Source organism: Arthrobacter sp. KNU-44, from assembly GCF_051843155.1.
GTDB lineage: Bacteria > Actinomycetota > Actinomycetes > Actinomycetales > Micrococcaceae > Arthrobacter.
This window is the reverse complement of record NZ_JBPXNG010000002.1, coordinates 1922537-1934874: the sequence shown is the minus strand read 5'-3', so window position 1 is coordinate 1934874 and position 12338 is coordinate 1922537. Positions and strand designations below refer to the sequence as shown.

11 protein-coding genes are annotated in these 12338 nt (G+C 63.8%); 6 read left to right on the top strand and 5 right to left on the bottom strand.

The features are described 5' to 3' along the window. Positions 1 to 32: 32 nt before the first annotated feature. The 4 genes from ACSVHC_RS09945 to ACSVHC_RS09930 form a co-directional block, all read right to left on the bottom strand. Positions 33 to 2081 (bottom strand): PTS fructose transporter subunit IIABC, encoded by a 2049-nt coding sequence (locus tag ACSVHC_RS09945; protein ID WP_437772123.1) that lies wholly within the window; start codon positions 2079 to 2081, stop codon positions 33 to 35. 2 nt (positions 2082 to 2083) lie between these two features. Beyond that, positions 2084 to 3091: a 1-phosphofructokinase family hexose kinase gene (locus ACSVHC_RS09940; RefSeq protein ID WP_437772124.1), complete on the bottom strand. Its 1008-nt coding sequence runs from the start codon at positions 3089 to 3091 to the stop codon at positions 2084 to 2086. Continuing rightward, positions 3088 to 3900 (bottom strand): DeoR/GlpR family DNA-binding transcription regulator, encoded by an 813-nt coding sequence (locus tag ACSVHC_RS09935; protein ID WP_437772125.1) that lies wholly within the window; start codon positions 3898 to 3900, stop codon positions 3088 to 3090. Before ACSVHC_RS09935 ends, ACSVHC_RS09940 begins: the two co-directional genes overlap by 4 nt. Before the next feature lie 191 nt (positions 3901 to 4091). After that, positions 4092 to 4283: a hypothetical protein gene (locus tag ACSVHC_RS09930; protein WP_437772126.1), complete on the bottom strand. Its 192-nt coding sequence runs from the start codon at positions 4281 to 4283 to the stop codon at positions 4092 to 4094. Between the two features lie 720 nt (positions 4284 to 5003). Here ACSVHC_RS09930 and ACSVHC_RS09925 point away from each other — a divergent pair. Then, positions 5004 to 5741 carry an ANTAR domain-containing protein gene (locus ACSVHC_RS09925; protein WP_437772127.1) on the top strand — a complete coding sequence of 246 codons (738 nt, stop codon included), beginning with the start codon at positions 5004 to 5006 and terminating at the stop codon, positions 5739 to 5741. A 9-nt stretch (positions 5742 to 5750) separates the two neighbouring features. Here ACSVHC_RS09925 and ACSVHC_RS09920 read toward each other — a convergent pair whose 3' ends face one another. Further along, positions 5751 to 6182: an SRPBCC domain-containing protein gene (locus ACSVHC_RS09920; protein ID WP_437772128.1), complete on the bottom strand. Its 432-nt coding sequence runs from the start codon at positions 6180 to 6182 to the stop codon at positions 5751 to 5753. 136 nt (positions 6183 to 6318) lie between these two features. Here ACSVHC_RS09920 and ACSVHC_RS09915 point away from each other — a divergent pair, with 136 nt between their 5' ends. The 5 genes from ACSVHC_RS09915 to ACSVHC_RS09895 all read left to right on the top strand — a co-directional run bounded on the left by ACSVHC_RS09915 (position 6319) and on the right by ACSVHC_RS09895 (position 12266). Further along, positions 6319 to 6936, top strand: a complete 618-nt coding sequence (locus ACSVHC_RS09915; protein WP_437772129.1) for an alpha/beta hydrolase — start codon at positions 6319 to 6321, stop codon at positions 6934 to 6936. Positions 6937 to 7090: 154 nt separating this feature from the next. Then, the gene (locus ACSVHC_RS09910) at positions 7091 to 8101 is read left to right on the top strand and encodes a LacI family DNA-binding transcriptional regulator (RefSeq protein ID WP_437772130.1); all 1011 of its coding nucleotides are present in this window, start codon (positions 7091 to 7093) and stop codon (positions 8099 to 8101) included. A 17-nt stretch (positions 8102 to 8118) separates the two neighbouring features. Next, positions 8119 to 8856, top strand: a complete 738-nt coding sequence (locus tag ACSVHC_RS09905) for an HAD family hydrolase (protein ID WP_437772131.1) — start codon at positions 8119 to 8121, stop codon at positions 8854 to 8856. A 40-nt stretch (positions 8857 to 8896) separates the two neighbouring features. Beyond that, positions 8897 to 11302, top strand: coding sequence for a glycoside hydrolase family 65 protein (locus ACSVHC_RS09900; RefSeq protein ID WP_437772132.1), 2406 nt, complete (start codon positions 8897 to 8899; stop codon positions 11300 to 11302). A 190-nt stretch (positions 11303 to 11492) separates the two neighbouring features. Continuing rightward, on the top strand, positions 11493 to 12266 hold the full coding sequence (locus tag ACSVHC_RS09895) for a hypothetical protein (protein WP_437772133.1): 774 nt from the start codon (positions 11493 to 11495) through the stop codon (positions 12264 to 12266). The last annotated feature ends 72 nt before the right edge of the window (positions 12267 to 12338 follow it).

Below are 12338 nucleotides of genomic sequence, written 5' to 3'. Positions count from 1 at the left end.
ATTAGTCCTCTATTTGCTTACTGACGGTGGGGTCAGGCTGCGACCGGAACAGGAGCTTGCTCCGCCTCAACCGGCGTCCGGACTGCCCAACGCTTGAGCGCGAGCAGGACCAGGGCGGTGATGACCACGCCGACTGCGATCGCGGCGAAGAACAACAGGAAGTTGTTCATGGCGAAGAAGACGAAGATTCCGCCGTGGGGAGCCTGCGAGGTGACCCCGAACGCCATGCTCAAGGCGCCTGTCACTGCGCCGCCAACCATGCTGGCGGGGATGACACGCAGCGGGTCTGCAGCGGCGAACGGAATCGCCCCTTCCGAGATGAAGGAAGCCCCCAGCAGCCAGGCGGCCTTGCCGTTTTCACGCTCGGCCAGGCTGAAGCCCTTCTTGTTGAGCACGGTTGCCAGTGCCATGGCCAACGGGGGCACCATGCCGGCTGCCATGACGGCGGCCATGATCTGCCACGGAGCCTGGTTGGCTACGCTTCCGGCTCCGAGACCGGCCACGGCGAAGGAGTAGGCAACCTTGTTGACGGGACCGCCCAGGTCGAAGCACATCATGAGGCCAAGGATGATGCCCAGAACGATGGCAGAAACGCCGGTCATGCCGGAGAGCCACGCGTTGAGGCCCTTGGTGATTGCAGCGATGGGGCCGCCGAGAACCAGGAACATGAGCCCGGATGCAACGATCGAGGCCGCGAGCGGGATGATCACCACGGGCATGAGGCCGCGCAGCCAGCGCGGAACCTTGAAGGTGCCGATCCAGTGTGCCGTGACACCAGCCAGCAGGCCGCCTACCAGACCGCCCAGGAAGCCTGCGCCCATGTAGCCGGCAACAGCGCCGGAGACAAAACCAGGAGCGATGCCGGGCCGGTCCGCGATGCCGTAAGCGATGTAACCCGCCAAGGCGGGGACGAGGAAGCCAAGGGACAATGCGCCGATCTTGAACAGCACGGCGCCTAGGTATGCGCCCAGTGGGCCCCAAGCGTGCGCGGGGAAATCGGTGGGCAGGTTGCCAAGCGTGTTCGCTCCGAGGATCTTGTCGGCGGCACCGGCAATCTCGTAACCGCCCAGGAGGAAGCCCAAGGCAATGAGCAGGCCACCGCCGGCGACGAACGGGATCATGTAGCTGACACCGGTCAGCAGGACCTTCTTGACCTTGGTGCCGAAGTGCTCGCTGGCGGCCTCTGATGCGTGTTCGGCGTTCTCTTCGGCGCCGAAGTGCGGAACGCGGTGGGCGTGCGGGTCGGAGGCGGCGGCAATGGCTTCGTGAACCATCTTGGCCGGCTCGTCAATGCCACGCTTGACCGGCGCGTTGATGACCGGCTTGCCGGCGAAGCGTTCCTTGCCGCGGACATCGACGTCTACTGCGAAGATCACGGCGTCAGCCGCGGCAATGACAGCCGGGTCCAACGCGGTGAATCCACCCGAGCCCTGGGTTTCCACCTGGAGGTCGACGCCCATCTCCTTGGCGGCAGCCACGAGGGAGTCGGCTGCCATGTAGGTGTGGGCGATGCCGGTGGGGCAGGCCGTGACGGCGACGATGCGCCTGGGGCCAGCCGACGAAGCGGCACGGGCCGAAGCCGGTGCCTCGGCGCCGGGTGCTGCCGATTCTGCCGCATGCGCAGCCGGCTTGTCGGCCAGCGCGCCTTCAACCAGGTCGACAATGTCCTGCTCGGTGGCAGCCGCGCGGAGGGCCGCCGTGAAGTCCTTCTTGATGAGGGAACGGGCCAGCTTGGAGAGCAGTTTCAGGTGCTCCTGGTCCGCTCCTTCCGGGGCAGCGATGAAGAAGATGATGTCCGCGGGGCCGTCCTTGGCACCGAAGTCCACTTTCTGGGAGAGCCGGGCCATCGCCAGGGCGGGTTCGGTCACTGCGATTGAGCGGCAGTGCGGGATGGCGATGCCGCCGGGTACGCCTGTGGCAGTCTTCTGCTCGCGGGCGAAGGCGTCCGCGAAGAGCCCTTCAACCTCGGAGGCGCGCCCGGCTGCGGCAACCTTGCCTGCCAGGAAGCGGATGACATCGGCGGGGGAATCGCCGAGGTTCTGGTCAAGGGAGACCAGTTGGGGGGTGATGAGCTGGGTCACTGTTAGTCCTTCTGAAGGGCCGTGATGGTAACGGCGTCGGGAGTTGTTTGGTGGACCGCCGGGACAGTGGAGCCCGGCAGCGAAGCAGCGGCGGCACCATGTGCCACAGCCTGACGGAGGCAGTCCTGCGAGGTTCCGCCGTTGGTGGCGGCCAGCAGATAGCCAGCAAGGGATGAATCGCCGGCACCAACTGTGCTGACGGCTTGGATCGGCGGATGCGTGGCGAACCACGCGCCGTCGGCGGTTACCAGGACGGCGCCCTTGGAACCGAGTGTTGCGAGTACTGCACCCACACCCCTGCCGACGACGGCGGCGGCGGCCCTGGCGGCAAGGCCCGGATCCGCTTCCAGTTCGTCAGCCGTGTGGACGTCTGTGAGGCCGGCTGCGGCGGCCAGTTCGGCCAGTTCTTCCGCGTTGGGCTTCAGGAGATCGGGTTTGCCGCTGATGTTGCCGAGTGAATCGCCACTGATGGCGGCAACCAGCGGGGCGCCGGAGGAATCGATCGCTATAAGCGGCGGTCTGCCGTTTGCAGGATCGTCGTGCGTGGAACGGATCCGGCGGGCGACCGTGGCGTAAAAATCCGCCGGAACTCCTGGTGGGAGCGATCCAGCGAGTACCACCCAGCTCGCGCCACGGGAGCGGTCCAGCAGCAGCCCGATCAGGGCTTCCTGCTCGTCCAGGCTCAACTCCGGGCCGGGTTCGTTGATCTTGGTGGTGACGCCGTCCGGTTCGGTGAGCGTCACGTTGCTGCGCAGCGGCGCGCTGATGGGAAGCGCTGCGTAGGGGACGCCGTCGTCGAGCAGTCCGGCGAGGACGGGATCGGAATCCCCGCCCGGCAGGACGGCGACGGTGTCCAGGCCCGAGGCGACCAGGGCCCGGGAGACATTGACGCCCTTGCCACCGGAATGCTGGTGTACAGCGACGGCGCGTTGCACCTCGCCGCGGGCCAAGGGGGCCGGGAGCTCTACTGTGCGGTCCAGGCTCGGGTTGGCGGTCAGGGTGACGATCATGCGATCACCACGTCGACGCCGGCCTCGGCCAAAGCGGCGGAGAGCTCTTCAGAGGGTTCGTGGTCAGTAATCACGGTGTCCACATCTTTAAGGGCGGCGAACTGGACGAGGGTTTCCGCGTCCAGCTTGGAGGAATCCGCGAGGACGACGACGCGCCGTGCGGACGTGACGAAGGCGGCCTTGACGGCGGCTTCTTCGGGGTCAGGGGTGCTGAGCCCGAACGTGGCGTGGATACCGTTGGCGCCGACGAAGGCGATGTCCGGGCGGAGCCGGGAAGCGGCCTCGACCGTGGACTGCCCGACGGCGGCCTGGGTGAGGCCGCGGACGCGGCCGCCCAGGATCTGGAGGCCGATGTGGGGGTTGCCGGAAAGGCGTCCGGCAATGGGGATGGCGTGGGTGATAACCACCAGTTCTTCCCGCGGGGCGTTCCCGTTGGAGGACGCCGTGCGCTGCGCGGTGCGCTGGTCCAGCAAGCGGGCGAGGGCCTCGGTGGTGGAGCCGGCGTCGATCAGGATGCTGCCGGCCGCGTTCTCGGGGATGAGGGCGAGGGCGGCCTCGGCGATGCGGAGCTTTTCCGGTTGGCGCTGGATGGCCCGCTCAACCACGCTTTCCTCGCGGGTGCTGAGGCGGTCCGACGGAACTGCCCCGCCGTGGACGCGGCGAAGACTGCCGGCGGATTCGAGGGCAGCGAGGTCACGGCGGACGGTCTCCGTGGTGATGCTGAATCGATCCGCAAGGTCCGTGACGCTGACCCGTCCACGCTCGGCGACGAGCTCGGAGATCAGCTGTTGGCGCTCCTCGGCAAACACATACCCTCCATCGCGTACAAGCTCTAGGTACACCAGTGACTGTGATCACATGATGTGGAATTGCTTGACTCTATCTTTGTTCATGTTGGTCTGTCAACAGAAAACAACATAAACAAAGATATTGGGTTGGTTTGGGTTTGTTTGGGTTTTGTTGAGGGGCTAGCAGCCCTAGCGCCGGACCGGAGGGTTCCCTACGGCCACTCGATCTCCCGGTGACCGGGGTAGTCGATGGGGAGGTTGTCCGGGTCGGGAGGGTCAGGCAAGCGGGACTGGTGAGAGGAGTCCGTTTCGTGCCGGTTCTTGTTCCTCTCTTGGTCCAGCCCATCCGAATCTTTCCGGGAGTCGTCTTTGGGTCGTCGCTGCTGTGTACTTTCAAGCTTCATAGTGCTTCCTTCGGGTAATGCTGCATGTCGTTGGCTAAGCAGGAATTTCCAACTCGAACCCGCAACTGCATCTCAAGACCTTGATGTGGAGATGGGCTTCCGGGGGAGAGCTGCGCGATCGGGGCCTGCCCGTCTGCGGTGCCTTGAAGCTTCGCAGTGCGGTTTTCACTTCATGGAGGGGTTCACCGCAGTGGAAATAGTGGCTTCCGAACTCCAGGAGGCCATCCTGAATCCCCCGACGATTCAGGATGGCCCCCGCCTGCTGGACAGTGGCTGCGTGGCTATAGGAAAACCCGCAAGAAGTGCACGTGTAAAACACGGCAAGCTGTTGGGAAGACCTTGGAGTCTGGGCCTGGATGGATTCGATGATCAGGTGCTTGTCTGTTCCGCAAACGGCACACCAAAGGCGGGCAGCCCGGGGCTGGTGTGGTTCATGGGGTATAGCGGATTCGGAGAGGGTCGACATCGACTAGCTCCGCGCCGGTAACAGGCATTTGCTCATCAGGCAGCACCTTCACGTTGAGTGAAATGGCGCCCGGCTGCTTGAGCGAAAACAGGCCGAAGGCTCGGCCCTTTGTCCGGAGTTCTGCACGGACTGTAGAAGAATTCTGCACTCTGTATTCCCGGCGCGCAAGACCGTGAGAGCGTTTGTCCATGTGGTGGACGATTTATCGCACGCCTGTTTCCGCCATTGCCGCGCTTCTGCTCCTAGACTGAATCATGGACGAAATGGGCCTGAATGCCTCGGTGGTGGGGCAACTCCAGGATCTGATCATCGACAGTGAAGACGTCAGTGGCTTCCTCGAAGACCTTGCGATCTTCACTGCGTCCTCAGTGTCCGCCGCGCGCGAGCAGGACGTATTGTGCGGTGTCACGTTGAGCCGACGCCGCCGATCGATGACAGTCGCGGGAAACAACCACGAGGCCCGGCTCATTGACGAGGTGCAGCAAGCCTACGGAGACGGACCTTGCCTGGAAGCGATGAGAACGGGGAAAACTGTACTCATTTCAGATACATCCAGGAACTCGCAATGGCCTGACTACTGCACCACCATCGCGGAACGCGGCCACCTGGCCGTGCTTTGCGTCCCGTTAGGCTTGGAAGAGGGCGCGACGGCTGCGATCAACCTTTTCGCCCGGCAGCGCGATGCCTTCGATGAAGCCTCCATCCGCAGCTGCGAACTATTCGCAAGCCAAGCGGAAAAAGCACTGAGACTGGCGGTTCGGATCGGTGCCAGGCAACAACGTGCAGAAGACCTCGAGCAGGCCATGCGTTCCCGGACCGCCATCGATCTGGCCACCGGCGTGATCATGGGCCAGAACAGATGCAGTCAGGAAGAGGCCTTCAGAATTCTGAGCAAGGCCTCGAACGGCAGGAACCAGAAGCTGAGGGATGTTGCGGAGTCCCTCCTCCAATCCTTGACTAACGAAACGCCGGCCTCCCACTTCGAAGCGTAAGGGACTTCGCTAGCTGCGCTCCGCGATTCTCTTCACGCTCTCCACGAGGCTGTCCCACATGGCCTTCGAATGCGCCGCTTCATCCGCGCTGGCGTTGTTGTCCTGCGCCAAGGTCAGCTTGGTCAGCCCGTCTCCCGGCTCCAAAGTCCACGTCAGCGTGTGGTAGTTCTCCGGGGCATCGTCTTGGCCGGACAGCGGACTGAAATGGGTGTATACCAGCCGCTTCCTGGGCTCGGATTCGAGGATGACACCTTTGTCCTCATACTCTTTGCCCTTCCAGACCCCCCGCCAGGCAATCGGTCCGCCAACCGACCAGTTGGTGAGAACATCTGTCCCGAACATGAACTCCTTGATGGCCTGGGGGTCGGTGAGCACCGACCACACCCGATCGGCGCTTGCATGGATCGTGATGGTTGAACTCGCGATGAAGTTGCCCGTCATGTCCTTCTCCTTTTGCAGCCTGCTCGGCGTCGTGAAGCTCGCGAAAGAGAGTCTACGCGGGGCGGAGAGGCCAACGCAGGGCTGCCGTTGAGCGCGAGCTCGCGGGCAATGGAGATAGGGCGCATAGGCTCTTCCCATGGAAACAGTCGTCTGGTCCAAGCCGGAAAACGAGCGCGCAGGGACGCCGCTCCTCGTGATGATGCACGGGTATGGCACGGACGAGCAGCGAATGGTGAATCTCTTTCCCCAGCTTCCCGGTGAATTCACCTGCGCCGCGCTCCGTGGGCCTATGGCGATCGGGGACCATTACGGTTGGTTCTTGCTTGACTACTTCCTCGCCAACGACTTTGCGGACGTCATCACCGCCACCAACAAGGTGTTCGCCTGGATTGACTCGGTCAAGCGCAACCACAGCAGCGTGAGCCTCCTTGGCTATTCACAAGGCATGGCCATGGCGAGTACGCTTCTGCGGCTTCGTCCGGAAGGCTTCAAAGCGACCGTGGGCCTCTCCGGATTCGTGCTGGATAACGACCTTCTGGCCCTCAGCGAATCCTTCGACTCCCCGCCGCCGTTCTTCTGGGGCAGGGACAAAGCCGATCCCGTGATCTTCAGTGATGCCATTGAGCACACCGAGGAATGGCTCAACAAGAATATGGCTCTGACCGCGAGGACCTACCCCGGCATGGGCCACCGGATCGAGCCCCGGGAGATGGCGGATGTCAGCGCGTTTCTACGCTTTTACGTCCTCCGCTGAGGTGAGGTCCGCGTCACATTCGAGGGCGCTGAAAAACAACTCTTGATTGCCAAAATTGTAAGCGCTTACACTCTTCTTCGGCGGTGCAAGGATGTGCTGCTAAATCCAGAAGATGAAAGGGTTGAGGCCGTGTTGAATGGTTAAGGCTCACCGCGTGACAATCCAGGACGTTGCGGTCCTCTCGGGCTTGTCCATCTGCACCGTTTCACGCGCCCTGCGGAACCTGCCGAACGTGTCCGAAAAAGCGCAATCCAAAGTGGCCGACGCCGCCGCCAAGCTCGGCTACAAGGCATCTTCGGCGGCAGCCCGGCTGGCCGGCGGAAATACCGGTTCCATCGCCATCATCGCTCCCACTGCCACGGCCTGGTTCTTCGCCCAGGCCGTTGAAGCGGCCGAGGAGGTGTTCGGAGACAGCGGTTTCGACACCGTCCTGATCAGCCTGCGCGGCAAGTCGAGCGTCAAGCGGAAGATCTTCGGCGATCTCCTTGGCCTGTCCCAACGCGTGGACGGCGTGCTGCTCCTCAACGTCGATTTGAGTGAGTCCGAGGTTGCCCTCCTGGCCGCGTCCGGCCTTGCAGTTGCGAGCGTGGGGATGACTTCCGTACCGTGGGATAACGTAGGGATCGACGACGAACTCGCGGCTTGGCAAGCCACCTCGCACCTGCTGGGGCTGGGCCATTGGGATCTGGCGGTGCTTTCCGGCCGAGAAACCCAAGAGAACTCAGTGTTGACGTCCAGCGACAGGCTCAAGGGATTCAGCCGGGCATTGAAAGACCATCACCTGACCGTTCATCCGGACTTGGTCATCAACTCGGATTCCACCATCGACGGCGGCCGCAAGGCCATGAACGAACTCATCGCCCACCGGAGCCTTCCAACGGCGGTCTTTGCGGACTGCGACGAGGCGGCTTTCGGAGCTTTGATGGCCATGCGCGAGCACGGACTGTCCGCACCGAAGAATGTCTCCGTGATTGGAATCGACGACCACCCCATGAGCTGGTTCCTTGGCCTAAGTACAGTGGCACAGCCGGTGGCCGACCAAGGTGCCTTCGCTGCCAACCTGCTGGTGGACCGGCTCCAGAACGCCGACGCCCCCAACGAACCCTCCAACCACTTTCTTGACACGAAACTCATTGAACGCAAAACCACGCGCCGCCAGCGCTGAACGGACTACTCCACATCATGACTGACACCCGAGCAACCCAGAAGACCGCCTGGACGGGCGCTACTGCGCTCCTTTTCGACCTCGACGGCGTGCTGACGCCGACCGCCGTCGTGCATGAGCAGGCTTGGCAGGAACTCTTCGACGGCTACCTGGCGGAAACCGGGCATCCGGACGGCTACCAGGAGAGCGACTACTTCGACCACATCGACGGCAAGCCGCGCTTCGATGGAGTACGGGACTTCCTCACCTCCCGCGGAATCACGTTGCCGGAAGGACCTACCGACGACGATCCGGCCAACACGAGCGTGCAGGGCCTGGGCAACCGCAAGAACCGGATCTTCAACGAGATCGTGGATTCTCACGGCGTCGAGCCTTACGCAGGCTCTGTCCGCTTCATCCACGCAGCCTTGGAGCTGGGACTCAAGCTCGCCGTCGTGTCTTCTTCGCGCAACGCGCCCGCCGTCCTGAAGGCGGCCGGACTCGATGGCTACTTCCCGGTGGTGGTCGACGGCCAGGTGGCGGCCGCCGTCGGGCTCCCCGGCAAGCCGGATCCTGCCACGTTCCGTTACGCCGCCGCGCTGCTGGACGTACCCGCCGAGGGCTGCGTCGTTGTCGAGGACGCCGTGTCCGGCGTGCAGGCCGGGAGCGCCGGCAACTTCCGCGCGGTGATCGGGGTGGACCGTGGGGCCGGCCACCAGACCCTGCTCGACGCCGGTGCAACGTTCGTGGTCGACGACCTCGACGAACTCCTCTAATCAAGCCGTTTCACCAGAAACAGAAGGAACCCAACAGTCCATGGCACTCATCAGCTCCGACAGGCTGCGCTTCCCCTGCGAACCGTGGAAGCTCGTGGAGAGCATCCACGTTCCCGGTGACGCCGGCACGCTCGAAACCCTCTTCAGCCTCGGCAACGGCCACCTGGGCATCCGCGGGGCCCACTGGGCTGGGGCGGACGCCGAACTCCCCGGCACGTTCATCAACGGTTTCCACGAAACGTGGGACATCAAGCACGCCGAGAACGCCTATGGCTTCGCCCGCACGGGACAAAGGATCGTCTACGTTCCGGATGCCAACAACTTCAACGTCGTCATCGACGGCGAGCAGCTGAGCCTCACCGAGTCAACGGTGCAGAATTACCGCCGCAGCATCGACTTCGCCACGGGCGTCTACGAATGCGCCATCACCTGGGAATGCCGTTCAGGCGCCATGGTCACTACGCTGGAGCGCCGCGCCGTCGGGATCGATTCCAGGGGTTCCCTTGGAATCGAGCTGCGCCTCACCGCAGACCGCCAGGTGTCTGCGGACATCACGTCGCTCGTGATCAATCGGCAGGACCAGCCTGTGGAGGACCACTCGGCCCACGACCCCCGCCGCTCAGGCCGCCACGCCGGCCGTGTGTTGCTCCCGCTCCACCTCCAGGGCTCCGACGGATCCCTGCGCATGGCCTGGGAAACCGCCGAATCCCGGCAGCGCATCGGCATGGCCGTGGACCACTGGATTTCCGCAGAAGGCCAGCCCTTCGAAACGGTGGTGGGGGAGGACGAGTCCACGGTCCGCTACGTCATGGCCGTGAATGAGGGCGAAACGTTCCGCTTGGAGAAGAGCGTCAGCTACGTCGTGAACACCGCCGACGCAAACTCAGCAGAGCCCGGCGAGATCCTCGCGTCCGACGCCGAATTGGGACTCGTGCCGTTCGACGCGCTCCTGGCCGAAGGCGCGGCCCACTACCGGGATTACTGGTCCACTGCGGATATCACTATTGGTGGCCAGCCAGAACAGCAGCAGGCCGTGCGGTGGAGCCTGTTCCAGCTTGCCCAGGCCACCGCGCGTGCCGGCGTCGCCGGCATCCCGGCCAAGGGCGTCAGCGGCTCCGGCTATGAGGGCCACTACTTCTGGGACCAGGAGGTGTACCTGCTGCCGTACCTGACGTACACCAACCCGGGCGCCGCCCGCCAAGTGCTGGAATCCCGCCACGCCATGCTTCCCGAGGCGCGAATCAGGGCCAAGGAGCTGACGGTCGAAGGTGCACTGTTCCCCTGGCGCACCATCAACGGACTCGAGGCTAGCGCGTACTACGCCGCCGGCACCGCACAGTTCCATATCGCTGCGGCCATCGCGTTCGCCGCCAACCGCTACCAATGGGCAAGCGGCGACGTCAGCTTCCGCGCCGAAGTGGGCGCCGATCTGTTGATCGAGACGGCTCGGATGTGGGCTTCGCTGGGCTTCTTCGGCAAAGACGGATTGTTCCACATCCACGGCGTCACCGGCCCCGACGAGTACACGGCTGTGGTCAACGACAACCTCTACACGAATGTCATGGCCCGCTTTAATCTGCGAGCCGCCGCGGCACTGGAACACCCGGACGTCCCGGATACCGAGCGGATGGTGTGGCAACAGGCCGCCGCGCGCATGTCCCTACCCTACGATCCGGACATGGAGATCTACAGCCAGGACAACGACTTCATGACCCTGGAGCCGTGGGACTGGTCCACGCCGCGCTCCAAGTACCCGCTTCTGCTCAACTTCCACCCGCTGGTGATCTACCGGCACCAAGTCCTCAAGCAAGCGGACACGGTACTGGCGATGTTCCTGCAGTGGCAGGACTTCACGGCCGAGGAAAAGCAGCGCGCATTCGACTTCTACGATCCCATCACCACCGGCGACTCCACCTTGTCCGCCTGCGTGCAGGGCATCATGGCGGCCGAGGTGGGCTACTCCGACGTCGCGCTCAAGCACTTCACCGAGGCATTGTTCATCGACCTGGACAACACGCACGGCAACACCGTTGACGGCGTGCACATCGCGTCCACCGGCGGCATCTGGAGTTCGTTGGTGTGCGGGTTCGCCGGCATGCGGGACCAGGGCCAGGTCCCGCACTTCGATCCGCGGCTGCCGGCCGAGTGGGACAGCCTGTCCTTCCGGCTCAAGATCCGCGGGCGGCTCCTGTCCGTCGAGCTGCGCCCGGGGTCCATCAGCCTTGCGCTGGTTCTGGATGCAGCATCAGGTTCAGCGCCCGACGCCGGTGCCGCGCCTCTGGAAGATGCCGCGCCTTTGGAGGTCAGCGTGCGCGGGCAGCGGGTCGTCGTCGGCGTCGAGACGGTCACTGTGCCCCTCGACGACGTGCCGGTCCCCGCGCCGTCGGTCTTCCCGAGCCTTTTCCCGACGGCCGGACTTCCCGTGATCGGGAGCGCGCGGGTCTAACCGGCCCCCATCGATTGCTCCGTAACTGTCGTTCTGAGGGTCCAGAACGACAGTTACTCAGCAGTGGATGCACAAATGGCGGCCGGTGGGTGGGGCACAGCGGTTTCGGAGTTATTCGGGAACGGTTCATTCCTGATTCACGGGACGTAGATACGGTCTCCGGAGACCTCTCTGGAAAAGGACCCTTCCCATGGATCGACGAACATTCGCCTCCGCTGCCTTGCTGACCGCGGCGGCACCGCTGCTCACCACTACTCCGGCCCTCGCGGACTCTTCCGGGAAGGGTAAGGATGCCAAGCTGACACGCACTATGTTGGACGCTTTGGAAGGTGAACTGGACGACCGTGCCACCGCCGCCGTCGTGGAGCCCCACCTTGAAGACATCGGATTCAACTGGCATCCGCCAACCAAGCCGGTCGAGAGCATTGATTTCATCATCGCCTATGGTTTCGGCAACCGACGGCCGGCAGGTGGCGGAGATCCCAGCCGCGTGCTCTACGAGCCTGGCCCGGTCAACGAAGCCCTCGCGGACACGGTTGCGAAGGTGCGGGCGAGGCGCAACGTTCCCGTCTTTGCCCAGTGGGAAATCGCCAGGTTCCTCGAGTCCAAGTACCACATGAGCGGGGTGACCTCGATTGAACCGGTCATTTCGGCGGACGGCACCATTGTGTATCTGAGCACGGACGGCGTTGCAGCCCAGGTCAAGGAGCTGCGCGCCTCTCAGCCTTCGGGGATCGCCGGCATTGTTGGATTCCGGGACCACATTAAGCGCTGTGTCCAGACCACCCAAGACCGCGGGATGGACGCTTTCGCACCCCAAGGCATCGACATGCCTGGCACCTATGATCCGCAGTCGGGACAGCCGTGGACCCGGCGTCGCGATCTCTATCTTGTACACGACATGTACGCCCAGATCGCCGTGCTCCGCGGGAAACTGATCGCACAGGCCTATCCCAACGGCTGATTCCCGAGTGGCGCAGGGGGTGCTTTGCCAGAGCGAACTTCGGCGCCCGGGCCGTTTCCTCTGCATCCCAGT

Coding starts and splice junctions, on each gene's coding strand:
- ACSVHC_RS09915 (WP_437772129.1), top strand. CDS start 6,319: ATGGAAACAGTCGTCTGGTCCAAGCCGGAAAACGAGCGCGCAGGGACG.
- ACSVHC_RS09920 (WP_437772128.1), bottom strand. CDS start 6,182: ATGACGGGCAACTTCATCGCGAGTTCAACCATCACGATCCATGCAAGC.
- ACSVHC_RS09905 (WP_437772131.1), top strand. CDS start 8,119: ATGACTGACACCCGAGCAACCCAGAAGACCGCCTGGACGGGCGCTACT.
- ACSVHC_RS09940 (WP_437772124.1), bottom strand. CDS start 3,091: ATGATCGTCACCCTGACCGCCAACCCGAGCCTGGACCGCACAGTAGAG.
- ACSVHC_RS09900 (WP_437772132.1), top strand. CDS start 8,897: ATGGCACTCATCAGCTCCGACAGGCTGCGCTTCCCCTGCGAACCGTGG.
- ACSVHC_RS09930 (WP_437772126.1), bottom strand. CDS start 4,283: ATGAAGCTTGAAAGTACACAGCAGCGACGACCCAAAGACGACTCCCGG.
- ACSVHC_RS09895 (WP_437772133.1), top strand. CDS start 11,493: ATGGATCGACGAACATTCGCCTCCGCTGCCTTGCTGACCGCGGCGGCA.
- ACSVHC_RS09925 (WP_437772127.1), top strand. CDS start 5,004: ATGGACGAAATGGGCCTGAATGCCTCGGTGGTGGGGCAACTCCAGGAT.